Genomic DNA, 26,144 nt, shown 5'->3' with positions numbered 1-26,144 from the left:
TATTCGCCTAGCTGCGGCTGTCCTTCAATTTACTCTCGTTAAGCACTTTCTTGGCTTCGGCAATAAGGGCTGGTAAGTTTTCCTCGACTAGCTTGTGCTGACCAAGTTTAAGTGAGCTTTCTGTTTCGTTGGCTAAATGCTGCATGCGCGGCAGACCTGTATAGCAACACGCACCGTGTAGTTTGTGAACTTCGGTCTTAAGCCCATTGTAATCTTGATCGTCCCAAAGCGCCGAAAGTGTCTCGATAGTTTCGGGCAGTAACGCAATAAAACTGTCTAACATTTCTTTTGCTGTATCTTGATTTTGATTCGCTCGTTTAAGTGCTAGCTGCCAGTCGATAGAGGGAAAGACGATTTCACCGGGCTCAACATTGTGGCACCACGAATTGATAAGCGTAATAAGTAGCTCAACCTCAATAGGCTTAGGTAAGTAATCGTCCATGCCAGAGGCAAGCAATCTTTCTTGCTCTTCTTTAAACGCGTGGGCTGTCACTGCCACTATTGGGGTACCCATATTCAACGGTGATTTACGAATTTCTCGGGTGGCCTGCAGTCCGTCCATGCCTGGCATCTGCACGTCCATGAGAATTAAGTCAAACTCTTGAGTCTGGCACTGATTGACGGCGTCTTGTCCACTGATCGTTGTGGTTAGCTCGACAGGAGAATGATCGAGCCACGTATGCAGCAGTTTAAGATTCATTTCCATGTCATCAACGGCAAGAATTTTAGCTTTTGGTAGCGTGCCTATTTTCTCTTGCATCGCATTTTTAGCTGGCGTTGTATGGTGGTGCACCAGGCTATCTAACTTGGTAAGCGTCATCGGCATACGCGCTTGTGAATGGAAATGTTGCGACAGGCTTGGGTATTGCGCAAAAGGTTCAGGGCCGGAATACCAAAGTATGCGCTTTTGCGCAGGGAATTGTACAAAACGACTTAAATAGGTATCCCGCAATCCCATCTTACTTACCGGCACAGTTGCCATGAAAAAGTCGTACTGGCCTTTAAGTGACATCAAATAATCTAGTGATTCAACAGAGGTAACCTGCGCACCCAAAATCGATAACATGCTTGCACTTGAGCGACGTGTTGCAGGTACCGGGTCGAAAATAACCACGTTCTTACCTTTCCAGTCTTCACTACTAGTTAACGCATATTTCTGGCTTAACTGGTTCATACGTAGTGATACGTTAAACGTAGAGCCTTGGCCTAATACACTTTTAAGCGTTAGATCACCGTTCATTAAGCGAACCAGCTCTCGACTGATCACGAGACCTAATCCAGTGCCTTGGTAATTACGGTTAAGGGCGTCGTCTACTTGCGAGAAGGCGTTAAATAGCTTTTTTCTGTCTTGTCGGCTTATTCCGATACCTGTGTCTTCAACGGTAATATTTACTTCGTGAATACCATGAGGAAGCGAGCGTCCGCTCACCGAAAACGTAATGGTGCCGCTGGACGTGAATTTAAGTGCATTACTTAACAAGTTATTGAGCACTTGCTTGATACGAAACACATCGCCAATGAGCTTTTCGGGGAGCGGGTGCAAATCAAATACAAATTCGATGCGCTTGCTGTGGGAAGATTTAGCCATGATAGTGACCATTTCTTCGAGCAGCTTATTGGGCGAGAAAGGCTGATTATTAATTTGCAGTTTACCGGCCTCAATCTTAGAAAAATCGAGGATATCGTTAACGATTGTTAGCAGGTTGTCCGCGGCCGTGTTTACAATTCTGACTTGCTCTTGCTGGTCAGTGGGCAGCGACGCATTGTTTAATTCTCTGCTAAATCCCAAGATAGCATTAAGCGGCGTGCGAATTTCATGGCTCATATTGGCCAGGAATTGAGATTTAACGTTACTTGCCTTTATCGCGTCTTTACGGGCAATATCTAAACGCGCATTCTGCTCTTCAATCAGCTCCATATTATTGCGTAAATCGTTAGTTGCCTGCTCAACTTCGCTTTCTAGTTGCCCTCTGCTTTTCTCCATTAATGCAAAGGAAAAGAGCCCTGCTTCTAAGAAAACACCCACCTGAAAACAATAGGTGGTGAAGTCGTTGGAAGGCAAAATACCAATAAGGCTTAACATGCCAATAATCGCACCGGTGGCGAGCATACTCCATGCAAAAATGAAGTAACGCGCGGGCTTAAACTTATTGAAAAATGCTTCGAACCCGGCGTAGATATAACTCAATATCGCCACAAGACCCACGCCGTATACTAGGTTGTTCTTCCAAATAGAAGGAAGCAGATCGACGAAGCAGACTAGCCCTGTTAACGCTTGGCAAACCAACAATAAATTAATGACGGGATGTGCCGTGGGAGCGTGCTTTTCCGTTTCCAAAAACGTCTTGGTAAAAAAGCCTGAGCTTATACCAATAATTACGAATATCAGCTCGGAATGTCCAACCAGCCAAGAGGGGAGCCCCTGACTAAACAGCAAGTGCGTATGGCCGCCCCACACAAACTGCCACAAAATAACCGCAGCGATATAGCCAACATAGGCAATCAGACTTTTTTCCCGCACGCCAAAAAATAGAGCAAGGTTATAAATAGCGAGAATAAGCAATCCGCCGTAGAAAAAGCCCCAGAGCAAGCTGTCCATTTGGAAGTAGCTGCTATGTAGCGGTTCGGCTTGAATTCGAAGTGGTGCAATTAGGCTAGATGAGCGACTTTCAATGCGTATGTAAAGGTCGACAGGATCGCTATCAGGCAGCTCAACACGAAAGGTTGGAACACGAAAACGCTGTTCTTTTTGAGCTTTCCCCTGATGGCTTTGCTTTATTACCTTGCCGTTTTGCACCAAATAAAAATCAACACTGTCGAGTTGGCTGAAATTTATTGAGAACACCCAGTGTTTATCGTTTGAAACATTGGCAACAGAAGTGAGTAGCCACATGCCATTATTACGAAACCCAAAGTTAGGGTTGTCATGGGGATGCATAAGGAAGTCATTGCGTCTTCGTGATACATCGCTGATAGTAAGCTGATAATCGGTTTCAAATAAAAAATACAGAGAGTCTGATAAATCTAGCGTACTTTCTTCATCGAAGAGCTGCTCGATATGCTGCGCGCTGGCATTCGAAGGCAGGTGACTGCCTACAACAAGAAATAAAAAAAAGAATACGCGAAAGATAGCCATGATTATCTGTACTTACGTTACCGTTTGATTAGGGGCTTTATTATTTTTTAGTTTTACTGTAAGAGTGAAAATTGAACGGCAAATTTCACCCAATGCTATTTAACCACTCTCTTTGAAGAATAACAAAACAAACCCTCAACCCATACAATGAGTAAGACCCAAAAGTCGCGACAATTGGTTTCAAGGATTGCACACAAATGCGGTTTACCCCACAATAGCCTTTAACGCTCGGGAGCTTTCACTAAGTGGTGCACTAAATTGTCCACAATCGACAGCCTAACTAGCACGAGCGCATTGGTATTAATAACAAAACGAAAAAACTATCATGAGTGACGAGATCATCATTAATCGCGATGGGGTAGAGCAACTTCCTCTTCGACGTTTCACCGAAGACGCTTATCTAAACTATTCCATGTACGTCATCATGGATCGTGCACTTCCACATATTTCGGATGGCTTAAAGCCTGTTCAGCGACGCATCATTTATGCGATGTCAGACCTAGGGTTAAATGCAAATGCCAAATATAAAAAATCGGCGAGAACCGTAGGTGATGTGCTGGGTAAGTTTCACCCTCACGGCGATTCTGCCTGTTATGAGGCGATGGTGCTCATGGCTCAGCCTTTCTCTTATCGCTACCCTTTAGTAAATGGTCAAGGTAACTGGGGTGCGCCGGATGATCCGAAATCGTTTGCTGCCATGCGTTATACGGAAGCTAAGCTCTCGCGCTTCTCTGAGGTGCTGCTGAATGAACTTGGACAAGGTACGGTAGATTGGGTACCTAATTTTGACGGTACGCTAAACGAGCCTAGCGTGCTTCCAGCTCGCTTGCCACATATCCTATTAAATGGCGTGACAGGGATTGCCGTTGGCATGGCGACGGATATTCCTCCTCACAACGTGAGAGAGTTGGCCAATGCGTGTGCCATGTTGTTAGACAACAGCAAAGCCGAGCTTGCCGATGTGCTAGAACACGTTAATGGACCTGACTATCCTACCGAAGCTGAAATTATTACGCCAAAGTCTGATATTCAAAAGCTGTACGAGACTGGGCGTGGTTCTATAAAAATGCGCGCGGTGTACATGGAAGAAAACGGTGATGTTGTTATTACCGCTCTACCTCACCAAGCGTCTGGTGCCAAGATACTAGAGCAAATTGCCGCGCAAATGCAGGCGAAAAAGTTACCGATGGTAAGCGATCTCCGAGACGAATCGGATCATGAAAATCCAACCCGGCTGGTGATTACGCCTCGCTCAAATCGCATCGATGTAACTCAGCTGATGCAGCATTTATTTGCAACTACCGACCTAGAGAAAAACTACCGGGTCAACTTGAACATGATTGGCCTAGACGGTCGCCCTCAGGTGAAAGACTTACGTACGATTTTGTCTGAATGGCTGCAGTACCGAAAAGATACCGTGACGCGCCGCTTGCAATACCGTTTAGATAAAGTGTTAGCGCGTTTACATATTTTAGAAGGTTTATTAATTGCGTTTTTGAATATCGATGAAGTTATCGAAATTATTCGCACGTATGACAAACCAAAACCAGAATTAATGGCGCGATTCGGTTTAAGTGACACACAAGCGGAAGCAATTCTGGAATTGAAGCTTCGTCACTTGGCCAAGTTAGAAGAAATGAAAATTAAAGGCGAGCAAGATGAACTTGCAGAAGAGCGCGACAAGCTTCAGCAGCTTCTAGGCTCAGATCGCCGCCTTAAAACCCTAATTAAGAAAGAAATCCTTGCAGACGCTGAAAAGTACGGTGACGACAGACGTTCACCTATTGTTGAGCGTGGTGAAGCGAAAGCGCTGTCTGAAAAAGAGCTGGTACCTGCTGAGTCTGTAACAGTTGTGCTGTCAGAAAAAGGCTGGGCACGCTGTGCAAAAGGTCATGATATCGATGCGGAAAGTTTAAGTTACAAAGCGGGTGATGCCTATTTATCCAGCGCTGAAGGCAAGAGCAATCAGCCTGCCGTGTTTATGGACAGTTCAGGTCGTACTTTCTCTTGTGACGCTCACGGGTTGCCGTCTGCACGAAGTCAGGGGGAGCCTCTAACCGGGCGCTTCAGCATAGTGGGTGGCGAGTCATTCCAACACGTCATTATGGCGCAAGACGAAAGCAAATTCTTAGTAGGTTCAGATGCAGGTTACGGCTTCGTCGGCACATTTAAAGATATGGTGAGTAAGAACAAGGCGGGTAAAGCCTACTTATCATTGCCTACTGCGGCGAAAGTGATGAAACCAACACCGGTTACTAATCCAGACTCCGATTGGTGCCTAAGTATTTCTAATGAAGGTCGCATGCTCATGTTCCCACTACGCGACTTACCAAGTTTAGGTAAAGGGAAGGGGAACAAGCTTATCAATATTCCTTCTGCAAAATCGCAATCTCGAGAAGAGTACGTAAAGGTGCTTGCTGTTGTACCTGATGGTGCCGCAATTAAAGTGGGAGCCGGTAAGCGCAACATGACACTGACGGCTGACGACCTTACCCACTATCAGGGAGAAAGGGGCCGAAGAGGGAATAAATTACCGCGAGGACTACAGCGGGTTGATACGGTTGAAGTTGTCTTACCCAGCAAGGACGAAACATCTGAAGATTTGTCATAAAGTTTAAGTTGTTCTTATGCTTAGGTGAACTACACTCAAAAAGGGATTAGATGAGGAATTTACATGCTAGGCATAGTTTTTACATCGTTAATCGATATGCTCGAGGAGAAAGTTTCTCCTGAGTTTGCTGACGATGTCATCATGGAAGCTGGGTTAGAAAACGACGGTGCTTATACCGCAGTGGGCTATTACCCGTTTGAACAAATGCAACGCCTGTTAGGTGTGCTGGTGGAGAAAACGGGTAAGTCAGCTAACGAGCTACTTTACGATTTTGGCTATTACTTATTTGGTAAGTTAGGTGCAGTGCATGGCGACGTGCTGGCCAATACAGAAGGCATGTTGGATATGCTGGAGCACTTGGACGGCGACATTCATGTTCAGGTTAAGAAGCTCTACCCAGACGCCGACCTACCTCGATTTACGGTGATATCCAGAACCGATAATACCATGCGCTTACAGTATTATTCTGAAAGAGAACTATATCCTTTAGCAGAAGGCTTGATGGACGCAGCCGCAGCTCACTATAACTGCACTCTGGAAAGGGAAACCCATCAAATAGATACGCCTCATACCTACGAATTTAGTATATCTCTTGTTTAACGGAGGCATGTTATGTCAGATGGGACACCGCATAGCACGCCTTCTGGCAGCGAACACTCGGGGTTACTAGAAAGGCGCTTGAGGCGAGAGCGAAATGCTAGAGAGCAAGCCGAAAAGTTACTCAGTGAAAAAACGCAAAGCCTGTACGAAGCATTACAACAAAGCCAAACTATTCAAAAGAATCTAGAACTAGCACTCTGGGCCTCTCAGGAATCGTTTTGGAGCTGGGAGGCCCAGAGTGATGTAATGGTAATACGTTCTTTTTCATTAAACTCAGAGCAGGCGTCTACATGGTCTGGAACGCTTATTCAACTTTTGCAGCGCGTACATGAAGACGACTTAGATGGCTTACAATTTCATTGGAGTATGGCGCTACACGGCAATCGTGATCGTATAGAATTTTCCTTTCGCTTAAAGCTCTACAAAGATTTTCAGTGGGTAAGGCTGCGTGGGCGCGTGCTGAAGCGTGGAAAAGCGGGTGAAGCTCTTCATATTGTTGGCACCACTAAAGACATTACTCAACAGCGAAAAGCCGAACAATCATTTCACTTAATGGCCTCTGCTTTTGCGAGCTCACGTGAGCCCATGTTAGTACTCTCACCTGATCTTGTTATCACAGAATGTAACGATGCATATATTCAGCTGATTGCTGCACCTGTTAAAGAGCAATGTATTGGTCTGGATTTCAACCAAATTTTTATTGCTGAGAAAGTTGATAAAGTGCAATTGGCGCTTGATAAACAAGTTCGCTTCGAGTCGAAAGTGAAGGCGCAAAACGGCGAAATTAAGGCTGTCGATATATCGGTGGCTTTGTTTGAGACCTACCAGCAGACGTCATCTTATTTGATTGCCACAATGCGCGACATCAGCGATAGAAAACGCAACGAAGCCAAGCTGCGTCAACTGGCATTGCACGATGAGTTAACCGGCCTTTCCAATCGCAATTCGCTGCGTGAGTCCATCTCCGGGTTAGTACAAAAAGAATAGCACTTTATTTTGGTCTTTATTGATCTGGACGGGTTCAAAGCAATTAACGATAACGCAGGGCATGAAAGAGGGGATATTGAGCTTCAGCGCGTAGGAGCGCTCCTTACTGCCATATTCGGCCCAATAGGGGAAGTCGGCAGGTGGGGTGGTGATGAGTTTATTGCCGTATTGCCTAATCAGAATGTTGAGGAAATTGCTGAACGCTCTGAGCGGCTTATCAGCCAGATAGAAGAAGACGCCATAACCGTTAAAAGGACCGAGCTAAGGCTGTCTGCCAGTATAGGTATTGCACAATTTCCAGAGCATAGTAGCAGCATCGAAAGTCTGGTGCAGTGCGCTGATGCGGCAATGTACCGTGCGAAAGAGCTGGGTAAAGGGCAGGCGTTTATTTATGAGTCAGGTCTCTACGAGAGCATGACCCAGCAGGTCAGTATGGTGAATGACTTGCGCAGAACGGTAGAGAATCACCTCCTCGATTTTTATATTCAGGGCAAATATGATTTGCACGGCGAGTTAAAGGGCGGTGAAGTACTGTGTCGCTGGATTTCAGGCTTGCACGGTGTTGTATCGCCGGCAGTGTTTATTCCCATAGCAGAAGAGCACAAGCTGGACAGTGCTATTGGTCTTCAAGCACTGGAAGCGGCATGTGATTACATTTCAATAATGGAGTCGCAGCAGGGTGATGCCATTCCTTTGTCTGTGAATATCAGCGCTAATCAGATGCTTGACCCAGAATTTCCAAATCAGGCAATGTCTATCTGTATGGATAATGATGTGTCTCCCGAATTTATTGAGCTAGAGCTCACTGAGTCGGTCTTTATTCGCGATGAAAAATCAGCACTTAGAGCATTAAACACGTTGAGAGATCATGGGTTTAGACTGTCTCTGGATGATTTTGGCAGTGGTTTTTCATCTCTTAGCTACTTGCGAAGTTTCCAGTTTGAAGTGGTTAAGGTGGATAAAAGCTTAATTCAGGGTATTCACCAAGATAGCAAAGCCAATGCGCTATTTAATGGTTTGATAGCCATGTTAAAGAGTTTGCAAATAGATGTGGTGGCTGAAGGCGTAGAGTTGGAGTCTTATTTGCCTTTCATGGAGCAGGCCGACATTCAGCTAATGCAGGGGTTTTACTTTGATAAACCAATGCCTTACGATCAGTTCTTGGCAAGGCATACTACAGAGCCTAATCGGTAATGTCTTCAGCTAAGCATAAACAAAAAAAGCCCTATCGGGCTTTTTTTAATGACTAAGCAAGCTCGTTAGTTAGCATTGGTGCTTTCAAAGATTTTATCTGCCGATGCGGCAACAAAGCCTTTGTAAAGCTTACCATCAGGCATTTCATAGCGTTGTGCAAACTCGTAGAAGCAGCTTGGAATTGCCACAGTTTCGTCGCTAAACGCTACGTCAGCACGGTCAGCCATCGTTGAAGATTGCGCTAAAAATACGTCTGGACCACCTTTAATTTCGCCGCCAGAGGTGTTTAGCACAAAGCCTGCTTCTTTAAGCAATGTGTTTACGTCGGTAAGCTCGTCAGTACGGGTTAAGTGATTAACACTTACTGTAAAGTGGTTAGCACGGAAGCCCCATGCCGCCATCCACGCCGCGTATTCTGATTCGTTAAGCAGTGTGTCGTATTCTGCTTTAGTAACGTCCCAATGTTTACCCGAGTACAAGAAGTTATCTGCATCCACTACAGACTCAGGCATTTGATCAACCATCTTCTTGATAATTGCTTGAGCAGTTTCAGAAAGCTCATTTACACGAAGCTCACTAATAAATACTTTTGGTTTAGTATCGTCAGGGTGCTCGAAATGCTTTGCAGTAAGCTTTTTCGCTTCAAAGTCATAGTCGCCTTTAGCTTCATAACCCAATGCTAAGAAGTGCGCAGCAAGCTTGTCTAAGCGGGTTTTATCTAGAGCAAAAGTTCGAAAAGCTACATGGTCGTTAACGATGTCGTTCGTGTTTTCTTCACCCGCCAAAAGTGCATGAATTTTATGCGCTGAGGGAGTGATGGTAACGTAATCGTCCCACATGTTGCTAAACAACGTATCGATGTTGCTATGCATGGTGGTAGGGTCCTTTCTGTCGTTGACTATTTTTAAACGAATAGTTCGTATAGGGTTGGTACTAAACTGGCCGACACAAAAATCATGTCGGCCTTTTTGTAACGTGAAAAGCTTGGGTTACATCGACAAGCCTGGGCTTAATTTGCCCGGCATAGTAACTTTATCAAGCTCAACTGAAGCAACTGGGTACGCACAGTAGTCGGCTGCATAAAACGCACTTGCTCTGTGGTTACCGCTGTCGCCCACGCCACCAAATGGCGCTGCGCTGCTTGCACCTGTAATAGGTCTATTCCAGTTTACGATGCCCGCGCGAATGCGTGCGAAGAAGTAGCGATAATCTTCTTCGTTGTCGCCTAGAAGACCTGCTGATAAGCCAAAGCTGGTGTTATTCGCTTCTGCGATAGCTGCGTCAAAATCGCTGTAACGAATCACTTTAAGTAGTGGACCAAAGTGTTCTTCGTCAGGCAGTGAAGCAAGCATATCAGTCACATCAATGATGCCAGGAGTAGCAAAACCTTTGTTCTCGTCTTTTTGTTCAAGGCGAACCAGTACTTTACCACCAAGGTTTTCAAGCTCTTGCTGTGCTTTTACCATCAGTGCAGCGGCATTGCTTGAGATCATTGCGCCCATAAATGGTTGATCTTCAGCGTCATAATCACCCACCTTAATATTCTTGGTCACTTCGATTAAGCGAGCAAGGATTGCATCACCCTGTGCATCGGCTGGTAAGAATAGGCGACGTGCACACGTACAGCGCTGACCGGACGTAATGAAAGCAGATTGAACGATGTCATGTACAGCAGCATCAACATCAGCCACATCTTTAACAATGAGTGGGTTGTTACCACCCATTTCAAGAGCCAAAATTTTACCTGGGTGACCTGCGAACTGCTCGTGCAAGATTTTTCCTGTGCGTGAGCTACCCGTAAAGAAAAGACCATCGATATCGTTATGCGACGCCAAAGCCTTACCTGTTTCAACTTCACCTTGTACTAGGTTGAGTACACCCGCTGGCAGGCCAGCAGCATCCCATAGCTTCACCATTTCTTGTGCAACCATAGGCGTCAAATCGCTTGGTTTAAACACAACTGTGTTACCTGCAATAAGGGCTGGAACAATGTGTCCGTTTGGCAGGTGGCCAGGGAAGTTGTATGGGCCAAATACAGCAACAACGCCGTGAGGCTTGTGTCGAATGAAGGCTTTACCTACAGGCATTGGGTTTTCAACGTTACCCGTGCGTTCAAAATAGGCTTTTTCAGAAATACCAATTTTGCCCATCATGGCGCCAACTTCAGTGGCAGTTTCCCATTCTGGCTTACCCGTTTCTTTAGCCATAACTTTGGCAAGGTGCGCTTTAGCTTCTTCTAGCTTAGTGCCATAAACCTTAATAATTTCAAGACGCTCTTCAACGGTTTTCATGCTCCATGCTGGAAGTGCAGCACGAGCAGCGTTAATTGCGTCATCAATTTGAGAGGCTGTCGCAGACTTACCTTCCCAAATCACTTCGTTTTTTGCAGGGTCAATTGACGCTAAGTCATGACCTTGTCCGGCAACCCATTCACCGTTGATAAAATGTGTATGTAGCATAGTGGGTGTCCTTTTAATCTCTGAATGTAACGGGGGCGAAGCGTACGTGCTCTCCCTCTTTGACATTCAATGCAGCAGCGGCTTGGCGAGATAGCACGGCAACTTGCTTTTCTTCGCTTACCGTCATCTCGGTGGCAACTGCACGAAAATCAGATACTGATGTATTAATGATGTAGTGCGTTTGCCCTTGGGCAGCAGCGCTATCGTCAATCACTACAGGCAGTTTTAAACTCGACTGAGCCGTGCGGATGTGGCTTAAGTTTGCTTCTACCGTCGGGCCTGCGTCGAAAATGTCTACGTAGCCGCGGCAAGAAAAGCCTTCTTCTTCAAGAAGCTGAAGGGCAGGGCGTGTTTTGTCATGGACTTCGCCAATGACTTCCTGCGCTTCTTTGCTAAGCAGATTTACGTATATCGGGTACTTCGGCATGAGTTCAGCAATAAACACTTTATTACCAATGCCAGTTAAGTAGTCGGCAGTAGGAAAATCCATAGAGAAGAAATGGGTTTCCAACCACTCCCAAAACGGTGAGCGTCCTTCTTCGTCACTCACTCCGCGCATTTCAGCAATAACTGTCTCTGAGAAGCGTTCACGGTGCTCCATCATGAACAAGAATCGAACCTTCGAAAGGAAGCGGCCGTTTATGCCGCCACGGGCTTGTTCGCGAAGAAACAGCGTACATATTTCAGTAACACCGGTGTAGTCATTACAAAACGTTAGAATGTCTACCGTGTTGTGAATGTTAAGCTCGCGCGAGGCGTGCACTACTTTGCTTAGGTGGTAATGATAGAACGCATCGTCTATACCAACAGCCGCTTCAATACCTGTTGTTCCCACTACCTGTCCGGTAGTGGTATCTTCCATTACAAACAAGTATGACTCATCGCCAGGTTCGGTTACGTTTGGTTTGTTAAACGCAGTTTCTGCACGATCAATTTTACGCTGCAGCAACTCGTCGTTGACAGGTAAAGACGTAAAGCCAATACCTGATTCAACGGCGATTTCTTTAAGCGCGTTATAGTCGGCCTTCGTGATAGGGCGAATGATATTCATGTTCGCTACTCGTGTTGTAATTATTCGGCGTTTACAACGGCAGCAACGGCGCGTTCAAAACGTGCAAGACCTTCTTTGATGTCTTCATCAGGAATAACCAGTGAAGGTGCAAAACGAATAACGTTCATGCCAGCAACAAGACACATAAGGTTCTCTTTCGTTGCAGCCATCATGAAGTCACGTGCACGGCCTTGGTATTTCTCATTTAACGCACAACCTAACAGCATGCCTTGACCACGTACTTCTTCAAATACGTTGTACTTTTCATTGATAGCGCCTAGTAGTTCACGGAATAGGGCTTCTTTCTTAAGTACACCTTCAAGCACTTCTGGCTGGTTCACGATATCTAACGCTTTTTCCGCAACAGCACAGGCTAGTGGGTTACCACCGTAAGTACTACCGTGGGTACCTGGCTTAAGGTGTGCAGCGATGTCTGCTGTGGTAAGCATGGCGCCAATTGGGAAGCCGCCACCAAGAGATTTAGCGGTTGTTAGGATATCAGGTGTTACGCCAAGACCCATGTAGGCATAAAGGTGACCAGTACGACCAACACCCGACTGAACTTCGTCAAAAATAAGTAATGCGTTGTGCTTGTCACAAAGTTCGCGAACGCCTTTTACGAAATCTACATCAGGTGGAATAATACCGCCTTCACCCTGAAGCGGTTCCATCATTACCGCGCAGGTTTTGTCAGAAATTAGCGCTTCAAAGGCAGCTAAATCGTTGTAGTCACAGTGGTCAACAGCGCCTGGCTTAGGACCAAAACCGTCAGAGTAAGCAGCTTGACCACCTACTGTTACGGTAAAGAAGGTACGGCCGTGGAAACCTTTGTTGAAAGCGATGATTTGGTTTTTGTCTTCACCGTGCTTGTCCAGCGCCCAGCGACGAGCTAGCTTCAATGCTGCTTCGTTCGCTTCTGCGCCTGAGTTTGCGAAGTAAACTCTATCTGAAAACGTTGCGTCATTTAGCTTTTTAGCTAAACGAAGGGCTGGCTCGTTAGTGAAAACGTTGCTTAAGTGCCAAAGCTTTCTGCCTTGTTCATTAAGAGCTTTCACAAGCTCTGGGTGACAGTGACCTAAAACGTTAACTGCAATACCGCCTGCAAAGTCGATGTACTCAGCTCCATCTTGATCCCATACGCGTGAACCTTCACCTCGAACAGGTACCATACCTGCTGGGTTATAGTTAGGAACCATTACATCATCAAATGTAGCGCGAGTTACGTTCATCTTTGTTACCTCTGCGTTGGGCGCCAATCACACCGTGTGATTTGGCCTATCGAATCTATGAGCACATTTTAGTACTACTTTGGTCGATAAGCGTTAATTGGGCGCGTAAAAACTAATCGGATTTGTTCAACAGTATGCCATTTTTTTTAACATTTGTCTTCTATGCAAAGGGCTGCAGCCCTTTATTTATAAGGACTGTGGCTTAATTTGCAGGAAAAGTGAATAACTATTAACTACTGGGCTATATCAATTAGTAATAATCAATTTTTGCGCTGAGAAAAGGGCTGCATACGGGTTTTAATGTACTGTGAAGCAATAAGAAAGGGGAGATAGGACTGGAAGCCTTACCTGTTTAATGTCGCTAAAAACGGGCAAGGCATTGAGCAAGCGTCAATAATTTGGGGCATCATGCACATGAAATGAAAAAGGTGCATAACGAGTGCATGAATATCCACTAAAAAATTAATGATTCTCTTCGTTTTTCACCAAAGGAAGGGTGAAAATATCAATGGTTTTGAGTTTTTCGAGTGCACCTGCAGGGTAGCGTTGCTCCATGAAAAGCGGCTTTACTTCTTTCATTTCAACAAGCTTTAACTGATGTAACATCCGAACTTGTGTGTAGGTTCGGGCTTGATGAAGTACCTTACTGAGTGTTTTAGGCTGTGCAGGTACTTTATCGGCACACGCTCGCATCGGTTCTGCAATAGGCAAGCGCATTAAATGCATCCACTCCAGAATATCCGCGCTGATTGCATCTGCGAATTCTTGCTGTAGAGCAATAAGGTGGTTGGCTGAAGGAGCCACTTTGAGTAGCGCTTCATGTCGCTTTTGCTCTTTGTCTTTCTGGCATTCTTGCAACAGGTGTAGCTGAATTTTATCGAACAGTTTGAAGTAAAGTCTTGTTACGACACAACGCCCCAAATTACTAAGCATCGCAAGGGTATAAGCCTGGTTTTTGTTTAGATCCGTAAGCGCTGCAAGGCGTTTCGCCGTTATGGCAACGCCAGTCGTATAAGGCGTAAGCTTTTGTTTAATTAGCGGGTAAGGGTCGGTAATCTGAGGCATAGCACGCTTTAAGATGAGCGACGGTATCAATGTGCGTAGGTTTTCAATACCCAAAAAGCTCAATGCTGTGCGCAGTGTCTCTACAACAATGATACGCCCACGGGAGTCTTTGCGTCTAAATTGTGGAGTATTCACCACAACGATCAGTTCATCATAAAGCCATGGCATGGTTGCGGCAATTGGCTCTAGTTTCGAAACCGAGCATGCTTTCACGGAAAGTGCATCAAGAAGCTCGCCGATGTTTTCGGGCAAGTTAAGTACGTTTTGAACGAGTTCGTCGGTATAGCCTAGCTGCTCTGTTAATTCACCTAGAAGGATCTCGTGAAGATGGTGACTCACTGATTCAAGGTATGACGCTTCGGTTTTCTCTTGAAGGCGCTTGTTTTCAATCGCCACTTTTTCAACGTGCAGTAGCAGCCTGCGCGCATCACCTTGCTCCGATTGCTCGAAGCTTACCTCTCCCACCTTGCGCCTTCCTAGCATTTCCAGCACTCGCTCTGGGGATATGATCATATTTTCAAAACGATCATCTATCGTGGGCGGTGTGGTTGCCCCCATTGTCATATTAAAAGCACTCCTGCTCATAACTTTTTGGTGAACGGCAATATTATCGTACATCAGGGGCCTTTATTACTTTCGCTACGGTAATGATGAAAATGGTAGCTACTGCTTGAAAGCAAGCCTTATTTACCCTGCAACTGTTGATATTGCGTGTGCGATGCTTCGTAAAATCTTTATTCAGCGCATTGGCTAAAACGAATTATGAAAAGTTAAACGAAAAATCAGTGAATTGCGAGTAATTCTGGCCTTCAAGCGTAACCTTTTACACTATAGAAGCGTATCGGCATCAAACTCGTATACTTAAATTGATTTAAACTGAAGAAACGCATCCAGTACGCTATGACCGTGTTCGGTAAGTAGTGACTCGGGGTGGTACTGCACGCCCCAAATAGGGTGATGATTATGGGAAATTGCCATGATTTCCTTTGTGCCCTTTGCGGTTTCACACCATGCATCAACACTCAGTGAGGCAGGTAGCGATGCGGGATCTAAAACCAATGAGTGGTAGCGCGTCACGTTAAATGGGTTAGGTAAGCCTTTGAACAGGCCACTGTTGCGGTGTGTTAGGGGTGAAACTTTTCCATGCTTAATCTCTTGTGCACCTACTACCTTGGCACCAAACACTTGACCTATAGCTTGATGACCCAGGCATACACCTAAAATAGGTATCTTGCCTGCAAAATGTTCAATCGCAGATAAGCTGATGCCCGCTTCGTTAGGCGTGCATGGTCCCGGTGAAATAACTAACTGTGAAGGCGCTAAGCGAGATATGTCGTCTAAGGTCAGTGCGTTATTTCGCACCACTTCAACGTCGACGCTGAGCTCAGTGAAATACCGAGCGAGGTTATGAGTGAACGAATCGAAGTTATCAATTAACAGCAACACAGCAGTGCTAGTCCTTGGTATTTCTAAGTTGCGAAGGTTTTAGCCATGAAGGATTAAATGAACCCTTCATGGCGTGTAGCAAGATGTTGGAATTCGGCTGTTATGGCTTTGGAATAAAGCCGACTGCTTTGTATACTTTAGCCAAAGTTTCAGCCCCTCGCGCTGACGCTTTCTCAGCACCCTGACGCATTACGTCGTCAAGATATGCTCTGTCTGCGCGAATTTCAGCATAGCGGGCCTGAATGGGTTCAAGTAGAGCAACCACAGCGTCTGCAACATCACCTTTAAGGTGGCCATACATTTTGTCAGTATATTCAGGCTCAAGCTCTTTAATTGATTTACCCGTCGCAAGTGAAAGTAGGGTCAGTAAGTTAGACACGCCTGGTTTTTCAGTTGGGTTAAAGTAGATATTAGCTTGCTCGTCAGAGTCGGTCACGGCACGTTTGATTTTCTTGGCTAACTTCTTAGGATCTTCTAATAAGCCGATGAAGTTATTCGGGTTGTTGTCAGACTTAGACATCTTCTTTTCAGGCTCTTGAAGGCTCATGATGCGCGCGCCAAAGTCTGGGATATACGGGTCAGGTAGACGAAATACATCGCCGTATAGATTGTTAACACGTGTAGCAATGTCACGAGTCAATTCAAGGTGCTGCTTCTGATCTTCACCTACCGGTACTTTATCTGCTTGGTATAGCAAAATATCTGCTGCTTGGAGTACAGGGTAGCTGTATAAGCCTACATTAATGTTATTTTCGTTCTTCGCAGACTTATCTTTGAATTGAGTCATGCGATTAAGCTCACCCATTTGGGCGTAACAATTCAATACCCAAGATAGCTGTGCATGTTCAGGCACATGGGATTGCAAAAACAGAGTACTTTTTTGTGGATCAATACCGCAAGCAAGGTAAAGAGAAAGGCCGTCTAGACAAGCTTCAGCAAGCTGCTTAGGGTCTTGTCGTACAGTAATAGCATGCAAATCCACTATCATATATAAGCAGTCGTGGTCGTCTTGCATGGAAACCCACTGTTTAAGTGCACCCATGTAATTGCCAAGGGTAAGTTGTCCTGAAGGCTGACAGCCACTTAATACAATGGGTTTATTACTCATTTCTTTTTACCTGTAATACGTTAAATACTGTGAAAATAAAGCTTGAGAAAATAAAGCTTCAAAAATTATGCTTTAGACAGTGACGCTAGTTCATTGCGCATTTGCTCAATGACATCGCTGTAGTCGGGTTGAGAAAAAATAGCCGAACCAGCCACAAACATATCCGCGCCCGCTTCCGCTATTTCGCGAATGTTATCGACTTTTACGCCACCGTCAATTTCAATTCTAATATCGTAGCCGCTTTCTAATACACGCTGTTTCACCGCGCGCACTTTATCTAAGGTGCTAGGAATAAACTTTTGACCACCAAACCCTGGGTTAACCGACATAATAAGAATGTGGTGCAGTTTGTCCATGACGTGGTCAAGGTAATGTAGTGGCGTTGCTGGGTTAAATACGAGCCCCGGCTTGCAACCTGCATCGATAATAAGCTGTAGAGAGCGGTCTATGTGCTCAGACGCTTCTGGGTGAAAACTAATATAGCTGGCCCCTGCATTCGCGAATTTTTCAATTAAGTCATCGACGGGCTTCACCATTAGGTGCACATCAATGGGAGCGGTAATGCCGTAGTTTCTTAACGCCTCGCAAATCATTGGCCCAAACGTAAGATTGGGTACATAGTGGTTATCCATTACATCGAAATGCACCACATCAGCGCCAGCCTCTAATACCTTTTCTACGTCTTCGCCAAGTCGAGCGAAATCGGCCGATAGTATTGATGGAGCAATTAGGAATGGTTTCATTGCATGTCCTTTCATTCTAAAAACAACAAGGTGCGTTGCCACTTACGTTTCACCTTTGCGAAAGTTTACCCAAATCCGTGCTTCTTTACTATGCAAAGGGTTAATCAGCGTTAATTTCACGGAAATTTAAGATAAACGGACTTTGTCAGAACGTTGCCCAATTTTGGTGAGTGCGCGTTATGTTGGTGCATTTTTATGCAGCGTTTTTTTGTTTCGGTGACAGCGGGTGAATTTTTTAAGTGAAATAATATTTTAAATTTCAATTGGTTAATTTATTTTTTGCGAGTTTTTTTGGTGAACCATAAATGGGCATCAACTTTGCGTTATCCAGTCCAAAAAAGAAAACACAGACAGAAAAAACGAATTACAACAAGTTTGAATTTGACTGGAGAACACACATGAAAACATCTACAAAAAGAACAATACTTGCCGCTGCTATTTCTTCAGCGTGTCTGTTAACAGCCATGCCTAGCTATGCAGAAGGTTCATTCACTGCTAACGCTAGTGCAACCAGTAACTACATCTGGCGTGGTCTAACACAAACAACTAACGAAGCCGCAGTACAGGGTGGTATCGATTACGCGCATGAAAGTGGTTTTTATGCGGGTACGTGGGCATCAAATGTAAGCTATGAATCAGACGACATTTACTCTTATGAGCACGACATGTACTTTGGTTTTTCTGGCGAGTCTGAGGGTATTGCGTACGACTTTGGTTACCTTTATTACAACTACGATGATGAAGCAAACTTTGATTTTGCGGAAGTTTACGGCACCGTAGGTATGGGTGGGTTAAGCCTTACGGTATACCTTTTAGCGCACACTGAAGCTGACGAAGGCGAAAATCAAGACTTCGGTTTTGCACAAGCATCGTACACCTCGCTTGATTACAGCATGGAGATCTTAAACGGTACGGAACTTGGTTTCCACGTTGGCTATCACGAAGGCGATTTCGCTGAAGCATTTAACGGTGTAGAGGGTTATGCCGACTACGGTGTTTCGATCGCTAAAGATGGTTTTAGCTTCGCTGTAACTGGCACTAACTTAGATGACGACGGTGCCGATGCATTGGATAACGACGCAGTGAAATTTACTGTAGCATACTCTATGGACTTCGAACTGTAATGACCTTGTAGAGGCCATTGGATGGCCTCTATCAAAACGTTGAGTACTAAAAGCCTAATGTGTTTTCGTTAGGCTTTTCATTTTTTACAAGCAACGCATTTTTAACTTGTTCGTAACCTGCTTTTGATTATAATGAGATTAATTTTTAAACGAGTGTAAGGAGTATTCAGGATGAAGGTTCTTCCATTTTTTGCGATTTGTGGAGCGGTAGCGCTTGTTAGCGTTGCGGTCACAAGTACGCCAAATTCACACTCGTCAGTATGCGAATTCCAACCAGTTACGGAGTTCAACCCCAAGTTGCCCGCAAGCCATATTCAAAACCAATGTGCCCGTCATCAAGAGGGTGTTGAGGAAGTCAGTTGGCTGTCATGGATAGCGGGGAAATCATCCTCTTTCCAATTCCACTTTTTAGACCTACTTGAGTTGATGCACAGCGACGAAGGTAATCGAGATTTCACCTCACCTGCTAACGACACTTAGGGGAAAATTATGCAGTCTGGTACTGGTTTTTGGTCAGTTCTAGGTAGTGTAGTTGCTAGTCTATTTGGTGTTCAGAGCCATAAAAACTACGAACGTGACTTTACTAAAGGCACTTTTATCAGTTTCGCCGTCATTGGCGTAATCTTGGTTGTGCTGTTTGTTGTTACGCTTTTTATGTTCGTTAAATGGTATACGGGCTATAGCGCATAGCAATTGCGTGAATACACACTATACCAGTCCGCATAGATAATTACCCACTCAGCGAGAGTTAAAATGTTCGTAATCGCGGCGTGTTGCCGCAGGTATAGTGGTTCTACATCAAGGTGACACAACAAAGAGTACGGACATTTTAAACTCGCCCTTCGGGAAGGTCTGGCAAGCTTCCTAGCTTCATTCTGGGAATTTGAAAGGGAACAACCATTCCTGCATTCCCACGCTTTGCTAGGAAACTTGCCAGCACCTTCTGAGTGGGCACTTATCTATGCGGATTGGTATTAATTGCGGGTAAGGCGGTCGATGCGCTACCTATAAGACGTTTTTTAGGCACCACACACTAAACTGAAGGGCGGTGAAACGTCTTCTTTTTTCGAGTCTTTCGCTTTGGTGCGATGTTAGCTGGAGGGAAATAAGCCAAAATTTCATCCACAGGCTGTCGCTTTGCACCGTTTTGACTTATCGAACGCTTAACTGACAGCATACTGAAATCTGCCCCGTGATAAAGCGACCGAGTTAGCGGTAAATCGTGATTTGAGATGAGGACGGGTATGCCTCGCTTTTTTGACGCGCGGGTGGCGAGCTCAGCCAGCTTCTCTTGAGATTCTTGTCCGAAGCTTCGCGCCGCATAGCTGGTAAACGCTGCAGTCTTGCTGATAGGAGCATACGGTGGGTCACAATAAATAACATTGCCACGCCTAGCTCTAGAAAAAACCTTTTCAAAAGGAAGACAAGTAAACGTCGCTTTTTGCGACTTTTCCGAAAACACAAACATCTCGTCTTCTGGAAAGTAAGGTTTTTTATAGCGGCCAAAAGGTACGTTAAAACGCCCTTGAAGGCTGTAACGACATAATCCGTTGTAACCGTGACGGTTCAAATACAAAAAGAGAATGGCGCGATAATATTCATCTTGTGTGGCGTTAAACTCTTCTCGTAAAGCGTAATACATTTTTTCTTCGTTGCGTTTTCCGTCGAAAAATGAGCGTGCATCGTTAATCAGTGCATCGGGCTGCGCTTTAAGGAAATTGTATAAGTTGATGAGATCAGGATTGATGTCATTAAGCAGGTAGCGTTTGTATTGCGTATTCAGAAATACAGATCCGGCACCAACAAACGGTTCAATGAGTTTATTGGCTTGCGGTAATCTGGCCTGAATATGCTCAACCAAGCTGTATTTGCCACCGGCCCATTTTAAAAAAGCCCGGTTTTTTTTCTGCATCATGCTTAAACGTTACTACCTAGACGGAATGAAGACGGTGGTTTTTCCGTGCGCCGCCGTTCCAAGGGAAAGGGTCGTCTTTATACTTTTATGCTGATCAGTATCAGATATCACCACACTAAAGGTAGATTGTAACTTTCATCAGTAAAACGGACAACCAACAAGTGTCGCAAGAACGGAATTTTGCTCATTTACTGGAAATATTATGGCCACCCGGTTGTGAAATGACTTAATTTTGCGCTTTGCTCATCTCTAAGAGGATTTGGTTTCCTCGCTTTATAAACGCATTTTGTTTACCTGGATATTCGGGTAAACCTTTTCGTGCTTGTTGCGCTTGAGATAACGACGTGTAGATTTGCTTGTTAACTACTACAAACCAGTCGCCACCATAGCGCGTCGTTTTATAAATTCGCGTTTGCTCAGTTAGATTGTTTTCTCGTAGGAACTCACTGAGAACAAACTCACTTTTCATCGCTAACAACTGTATAGCGTAGTCATCTTCCCCAATCCAGCCTTCTTGACTCGATTCACTGGCCACTGTGGTTGGCGCTACATTATCGTTGACGCCGTCCGAGTTTGATTTGGCACCTTGAGCAGATTGTTGATCACTTAGCGCACCACTGCTAACCACCTCTGAACCATTGGAATCAGTGGTATTACCTCCAATCGGGGCATTCTCAAACTGGTTATTGTCTGCCTGTTCTGAAGATGGCGTAACTTCAGGTAAGGATGAAACCGCATTTTCCCAATTGGTAATCAACGGACCGTTATCTGACGATTCATCAATTAACGAGCCATCAACGTCTGCACTATCATCATTGGGCGCGGAAACAAGCTCTACATTGCCTATTTGGTTGGTTGCTTGAGTTGCTGAGTTTGATGCTGTTGTTTCGCTTCCATCGGTTTCACCATTGCCTATAAGCTTGTTATAAGCAGAGCCGGGCTCAACCTGGGTTCTTTCAGGCTCTGGCGAAGGTTGACTAATAGGCGCAAAAATCGATGCTAATTTATCACCGTACTGCCAGTAAATAAGGCCAGAAAATGTAGCAAGGAACACGCATATAACAGCGATATAAAACCACTTAGACTTTAACGGGTTGATAAAAGTTTGCGTATTTTCACGCTGTCTATTTTCTAAATGAGCCTGAAAAGCCTCGCGACGTGAAGCAATCATTTTGTCGAGCTCTGACTCGAAGCTAGGCTGTTCGCTAATGACTGACTGGCTGCTAATTATTAGAGGGGTTTCCGTATTTTTTGCAGGAAGCCACTGCTTGGCGCGCTCAGCCCATTCGTTATTCGCGAACAAAAGCACATTTAAATGCTGTTTGTTACCAGCAAACCGGCTTTGCAACACCAAGTCCCATAGTTCTTGCAATAGTGCATCAGGAAGATTGTGGGCTTGGGTGATGGCTATAAGAATTGGACCTTCGTGACTATTTAGGTCGGAAAGTAGTTCGTTTAGAGGCCTAACGAAGCTACCCACCACTTGACCAAGAAGCTGCCGACAAAGTTGTCGACGGTAGTCAGAGGGCTCCATATTTTCTTGCGCAGTTAAATACGCAATCTCGGTATCATCGTGCTGCTGGAAGACAAAGGCTTCAAGGGTCTTTTGTTGTTGAGCAATAGACTCACCACTGACAAAAATCAGCTGAGAAGAGTAATTGACCAAATATTCCAAACGTTCATGCAGTTCACTTTGCATGGGAGTTTGCCCTTATTCACCGTTGCTTTAAAAACTGTCCTGCAACGCATTTCTTCATGATTCCAACTAACGTAGGGAAGTCAAGATAGACGCGTTGCCAGGTTGTCGCGAGGGCTAATGACTAAGAAAGGATGTCAGTAAGAATGGCGTCCGTGACGTCCTTGGTAACAACCGCTTTGCCTATGCCTTGAGGAAGTACAAATCGAATACTGCCAGCTTCCACTTTTTTATCGCGTTTCATATGCTTAACGTAGTCATTCTTTGTCATACTATTTGGGCCTGCAACCGGTAAAGCAAATGCTTCAAATAGCGACGATACGCGTCGTGTTTCTGACGCTTCAAACCACGTTAATGCTTCTGCAGCTTTACAAGCAATTATAGTACCAGCGGCCACTGCTTCGCCATGTAGCCAATTACCGTAGCCTTGTTCCGCTTCAATAGCGTGACCAAAGGTGTGCCCTAGGTTAAGAATGGCGCGTAGGCCGCCCTCACGTTCATCCTTAGCTACTACGTCTGCTTTAATTTCGCAGCAGCGCGAGATGGCTTGAGTAAGAATTTCAGTATCAAGCGACGTAAGCGCATCTACGTTACCTTCAAGCCACTCAAAAAACGGTGCATCGTAAATGATGCCGTATTTGATGACTTCTGCCATACCTGCAGCAAATTCTCTGGGTGGCAAAGTAGCGAGTGAATCAGTATCAATAGCCACATAAACCGGTTGGTAAAACGCGCCAATCATGTTTTTGCCAAGGGGATGATTTACCGCGGTTTTTCCACCCACCGATGAATCTACCTGAGAAAGCAATGTCGTAGGGACTTGAATGAAGGGCACGCCGCGCTGGTATGTTGCGGCAACAAAACCAGTAAGGTCACCAATCACGCCACCGCCAAGTGCGATAAGTGTCGTATCTCTTGCAGCGTTTAGCTCAAGAAGGCGTGTCATGACAACTTCGAATTGGGCTAGATTTTTGTGCTGCTCACCGTCAGGCAAAATAATAGTTTCAACCTGCACATCTCCACAAGCCGCTTTAGCGGTTTCCAGGTAAAGCGGGGCGACGGTCTCGTTGGTAACAATAACGGCAAGCGGGCCTTTTATATAGGCACTAAAAAGGCCGGGTTGCGAAAGCAGCCCAGCCTCTATCTGTATAGGATAGCTACGTTCTCCAAGTTCCACAGTTAAGGTTGACATTGGCGTAGCACCTCCTATTACATATCTAATTTATAAACCAATTTTACTGATAATTTGATTTGCTACAGCACGTGCACTTTGGTCGTCTGTATCAACAATGTAATCAGCAACTTCTTCGTAAAGCGGGTTGCGCATTTCTGCAAGATCGCGAAGTACTTGTTCTGGATCTTCGTTCTGTAGCAAAGGACGACGTTTGTCGCGTTGTGTACGGGCAACTTGCTTATCGATTGTTGTTTGTAGGTAAACAACAATGCCACGGGCAGATAAACGATTACGCACAGCTTTAGTTACAATAGAACCGCCGCCTGTGGCAAGTACAATACCTTGCTTATCTGTCAAATCGTTTATGACGTTTTCTTCGCGTTTACGGAAACCGTCTTCACCTTCAAGGTCGAAGATCCAGGCGATATCAGCCCCAGTGCGGCGCTCAATTTCCTGATCCGAATCAAAAAAGTCTAGGTGAAGTTCGTCTGCCAAATGTCTACCGATGGTACTTTTGCCAGCACCCATTGGGCCAACTAAAAAGATATTACGTTTTTCAGCCATATTTGCTTATATCACAACTTAATCATGTTAGGGGCAGTGCACTGTTGCCTTACCAGCCTACCCATTGACTCGTGCCTATTTAGTGTCCAATAAGCACCACTCCTTAAACCTCGCTTAAATTTCGAGGCGGGGATTATCTCAGTTTCATGCAACGCGTTGCAAGTTTTGTTACCAACAAATAGCGTATACCTGTAAATTTAGTTACAAAAAAGGCCTGAAAACAAAAAAAGCGCAACAAGATGCGCTTTTTTTTAGATGAAAATGGTGTCTACGGCCTTTCCGTTACAATTTTCGGCGTAACAAAGATAAGCAGTTCTCGCTTCTGCTGAAGTTGGGATGAGTTTCTGAACAAGGCGCCAACAACGGGTAAATCACCGAACAAGGGGACTTTTGATACGCCATCAGAACTGGTTTGTTGGAAGATCCCGCCCAATACGATGGTTTCGCCATTTTCCACCAATACCTGGGTTTTAATTTCTTGGGTATCAATCGCTACGGCATCACCGGTGGACGTTGAAACGGTTTCACCGCGAGTGTCTTGAGTAACGACTAAGTCTAAAATGATGCGATTGTCAGGCGTGATGTGTGGCGTAACTTTCAGTGACAATACAGCCTTTTTAAATTCTACCGATGTGGCACCACTTGACGTAGCTTGAACGTATGGAATCTCAGTACCCTGTTCAATATACGCTTCGTGCTGGTTGGCTACGGTAATACGAGGACTTGCGATAATTTCGCCTTTGTTTTCTGATTCCAGCGCAGAAAGCTCAAGGTCCAATATGGTGCCGTCTACAAGACTCGCAATCTGAAAGCCAATGCTACCTGCAGCGCTGGTGACAGGTAAATTTACGTTTAGGCGATTGTCAATGCTTGGCACTACGCCGCCGGCAATGGTGTCTGCGCCTTCAAGGCTGCCTGAGACACCGTTGTCGTCTTGTCGGTCACTGAAACCCCAGCGCACCCCTAACTGCTCATCCACATCGTCAAGTACAGTTACCATACGACTTTCAATCAGCACTTGCTTCACCGGAACGTCTAATGCGTTGATAGTTTTTCTTGCTTCATCAATCGACGCTAACGTGTCGCGAATAAGCAAGGTGTTGGTGCGCTCGTCTACGGTGACACCGCCTCGTTCCGATAGAATTCCGCCTTCTGTCGACTTCAAAATTGTGGCCAACGCGGCAGCTTTTGCATAGTTAACAGGAATGTTAACCGTATGAAGCGGTGCTAAATCTGATACTTGTTTCTTAGATTGAAGCGCTTGAGTTTCACGAGCAGACAATTCTTCAGCAGGCGCAATTAATAAAATATTACCCTCTAAACGTTTGTCCAGACCCTTAACGCGCAAAATCATGTCGAGTGCTTGGTCCCACGGAACGCCCGACAAGCTAATCGTAACATTGCCTGTCACGGTATCAGTGGTTACCAAATTAAAACCATTCACTTGGGCGATGATTTGTAAAACCTGTCTCACAGGTACATCTTGAAAATCAAGTGAAATAGGGTCGCCAGTGTACTTCTTCTCGGCTTCTAGCGCTTCTTGTTGCGCGCTATTCATAGGCGCAATGGCTAAACGAATTGTGCCATCCTTCACGGTATTTTGAACCGTAACTGGGCCTGAGTACTTAACCTCAATGCGTGATCCGTTTTTATCTTCGAAGGTTTCTATGGTCGAAACTAACGTGCCAAAATCAGCGACATTAAGCTCTACCAGTTGGTCTTCACCCAACTTGGTGTTTGGCAGCGTAAGCGACACTTTTCCCTGTGACTCAATAAGTTGTACCTTGGGAGCTTTACCCTCAAAACTCACAAGGGTTACAGCTGTATTATTAGCCGCTTGGGTAAAGTCGATGTTAGTAACCGTGGTGGTTACCGTCGAAGCATTTCGCTTAGCATCAGGGTCAACCAATAACGGTTCTTGAGCTTTTACTGGCGAGACAAAGACTGTAAACGAAAATATTGCAGCCACAGCGAAGGCCAGCCAATACCACCTAGGCGCTCTACGATTCAGAGACTTGTTGAATATGTATCGTTCGGCCATG

The 26,144-nt window shown here is 45.2% G+C and carries 21 protein-coding genes; 7 read left to right on the top strand and 14 right to left on the bottom strand.

All coding sequences use genetic code 11. The features are described from left to right. Positions 1-7: 7 nt before the first annotated feature. Complete coding sequence (locus MHM87_RS12175; RefSeq protein WP_239259284.1) at positions 8-3,136, bottom strand: hybrid sensor histidine kinase/response regulator; 3,129 nt, start codon at positions 3,134-3,136, stop codon at positions 8-10. A 325-nt stretch (positions 3,137-3,461) separates the two neighbouring features. On the opposite strand from MHM87_RS12175, the gene parC reads away from it, so the two are divergent. The 4 genes from parC (at position 3,462) to MHM87_RS12155 (ending at position 8,528) form a co-directional block, all read left to right on the top strand. Then, positions 3,462-5,747, top strand: a complete 2,286-nt coding sequence (gene parC / locus MHM87_RS12170; RefSeq protein ID WP_239259282.1) for a DNA topoisomerase IV subunit A — start codon at positions 3,462-3,464, stop codon at positions 5,745-5,747. Positions 5,748-5,810: 63 nt separating this feature from the next. After that, on the top strand, positions 5,811-6,347 hold the full coding sequence (locus MHM87_RS12165; protein ID WP_014978109.1) for a heme NO-binding domain-containing protein: 537 nt from the start codon (positions 5,811-5,813) through the stop codon (positions 6,345-6,347). Positions 6,348-6,359: 12 nt separating this feature from the next. Beyond that, positions 6,360-7,334 carry a PAS domain S-box protein gene (locus MHM87_RS12160; protein ID WP_239259280.1) on the top strand — a complete coding sequence of 325 codons (975 nt, stop codon included), beginning with the start codon at positions 6,360-6,362 and terminating at the stop codon, positions 7,332-7,334. 9 nt (positions 7,335-7,343) lie between these two features. Then, positions 7,344-8,528, top strand: coding sequence for a bifunctional diguanylate cyclase/phosphodiesterase (locus MHM87_RS12155; RefSeq protein WP_239259278.1), 1,185 nt, complete (start codon positions 7,344-7,346; stop codon positions 8,526-8,528). 65 nt (positions 8,529-8,593) lie between these two features. Here the strand turns inward: MHM87_RS12155 and MHM87_RS12150 are convergent, their stop codons facing one another. The 8 genes from MHM87_RS12150 to rpe all read right to left on the bottom strand — a co-directional run bounded on the left by MHM87_RS12150 (position 8,594) and on the right by rpe (position 17,629). Beyond that, positions 8,594-9,400, bottom strand: coding sequence for a DUF1338 domain-containing protein (locus MHM87_RS12150; protein WP_239259276.1), 807 nt, complete (start codon positions 9,398-9,400; stop codon positions 8,594-8,596). A 117-nt stretch (positions 9,401-9,517) separates the two neighbouring features. Then, on the bottom strand, positions 9,518-10,987 hold the full coding sequence (gene astD / locus MHM87_RS12145; protein WP_014975473.1) for a succinylglutamate-semialdehyde dehydrogenase: 1,470 nt from the start codon (positions 10,985-10,987) through the stop codon (positions 9,518-9,520). 13 nt (positions 10,988-11,000) lie between these two features. Beyond that, the gene (gene astA / locus MHM87_RS12140; RefSeq protein WP_014948020.1) at positions 11,001-12,038 is read right to left on the bottom strand and encodes an arginine N-succinyltransferase; all 1,038 of its coding nucleotides are present in this window, start codon (positions 12,036-12,038) and stop codon (positions 11,001-11,003) included. Between the two features lie 20 nt (positions 12,039-12,058). Further along, positions 12,059-13,267, bottom strand: coding sequence for an aspartate aminotransferase family protein (locus tag MHM87_RS12135; protein WP_101563358.1), 1,209 nt, complete (start codon positions 13,265-13,267; stop codon positions 12,059-12,061). 462 nt (positions 13,268-13,729) lie between these two features. Then, a complete protein-coding gene (locus tag MHM87_RS12130) occupies positions 13,730-14,896 on the bottom strand; it encodes an HDOD domain-containing protein (protein ID WP_239259274.1) in 1,167 nt (388 codons plus the stop codon). Between the two features lie 297 nt (positions 14,897-15,193). Then, positions 15,194-15,778, bottom strand: a complete 585-nt coding sequence (locus MHM87_RS12125) for an aminodeoxychorismate/anthranilate synthase component II (RefSeq protein WP_014948023.1) — start codon at positions 15,776-15,778, stop codon at positions 15,194-15,196. Positions 15,779-15,878: 100 nt separating this feature from the next. Next, a complete protein-coding gene (gene trpS, locus MHM87_RS12120; protein WP_168532921.1) occupies positions 15,879-16,886 on the bottom strand; it encodes a tryptophan--tRNA ligase in 1,008 nt (335 codons plus the stop codon). Positions 16,887-16,951: 65 nt separating this feature from the next. Beyond that, entirely contained in the window at positions 16,952-17,629 is a 678-nt protein-coding gene (gene rpe / locus MHM87_RS12115) for a ribulose-phosphate 3-epimerase (protein WP_014978117.1), read from the bottom strand. Positions 17,630-17,934: 305 nt separating this feature from the next. Here rpe and MHM87_RS12110 point away from each other — a divergent pair, with 305 nt between their 5' ends. The 3 genes from MHM87_RS12110 (at position 17,935) to MHM87_RS12100 (ending at position 19,443) form a co-directional block, all read left to right on the top strand. Then, complete coding sequence (locus MHM87_RS12110; RefSeq protein ID WP_014948026.1) at positions 17,935-18,753, top strand: TorF family putative porin; 819 nt, start codon at positions 17,935-17,937, stop codon at positions 18,751-18,753. Positions 18,754-18,924: 171 nt separating this feature from the next. Next, on the top strand, positions 18,925-19,233 hold the full coding sequence (locus MHM87_RS12105) for a hypothetical protein (protein WP_014948027.1): 309 nt from the start codon (positions 18,925-18,927) through the stop codon (positions 19,231-19,233). A gap of 9 nt (positions 19,234-19,242) precedes the next feature. Continuing rightward, a complete protein-coding gene (locus MHM87_RS12100; protein ID WP_014948028.1) occupies positions 19,243-19,443 on the top strand; it encodes a DUF2970 domain-containing protein in 201 nt (66 codons plus the stop codon). A gap of 343 nt (positions 19,444-19,786) precedes the next feature. Here the strand turns inward: MHM87_RS12100 and MHM87_RS12095 are convergent, their stop codons facing one another. From MHM87_RS12095 to MHM87_RS12075, 5 genes are all read right to left on the bottom strand, one after another. Beyond that, positions 19,787-20,668, bottom strand: coding sequence for a Dam family site-specific DNA-(adenine-N6)-methyltransferase (locus tag MHM87_RS12095; protein ID WP_039225098.1), 882 nt, complete (start codon positions 20,666-20,668; stop codon positions 19,787-19,789). Positions 20,669-20,894: 226 nt separating this feature from the next. After that, positions 20,895-22,367: a cell division protein DamX gene (locus MHM87_RS12090; protein WP_239259272.1), complete on the bottom strand. Its 1,473-nt coding sequence runs from the start codon at positions 22,365-22,367 to the stop codon at positions 20,895-20,897. Positions 22,368-22,488: 121 nt separating this feature from the next. After that, positions 22,489-23,556, bottom strand: coding sequence for a 3-dehydroquinate synthase (gene aroB / locus MHM87_RS12085; protein ID WP_239259270.1), 1,068 nt, complete (start codon positions 23,554-23,556; stop codon positions 22,489-22,491). A gap of 30 nt (positions 23,557-23,586) precedes the next feature. Then, positions 23,587-24,102 carry a shikimate kinase AroK gene (gene aroK / locus MHM87_RS12080; protein WP_014948032.1) on the bottom strand — a complete coding sequence of 172 codons (516 nt, stop codon included), beginning with the start codon at positions 24,100-24,102 and terminating at the stop codon, positions 23,587-23,589. 268 nt (positions 24,103-24,370) lie between these two features. Then, positions 24,371-26,143: a type IV pilus secretin PilQ family protein gene (locus tag MHM87_RS12075; RefSeq protein ID WP_014997113.1), complete on the bottom strand. Its 1,773-nt coding sequence runs from the start codon at positions 26,141-26,143 to the stop codon at positions 24,371-24,373. Position 26,144 lies beyond the last annotated feature (1 nt).

The organism is Alteromonas sp. Cnat3-28 (genome assembly GCF_022348265.1).
GTDB lineage: Bacteria > Pseudomonadota > Gammaproteobacteria > Enterobacterales > Alteromonadaceae > Alteromonas > Alteromonas macleodii.
Note: the sequence above shows the minus strand (reverse complement) of the source record. Positions and strands in the feature narration are given on the sequence as shown.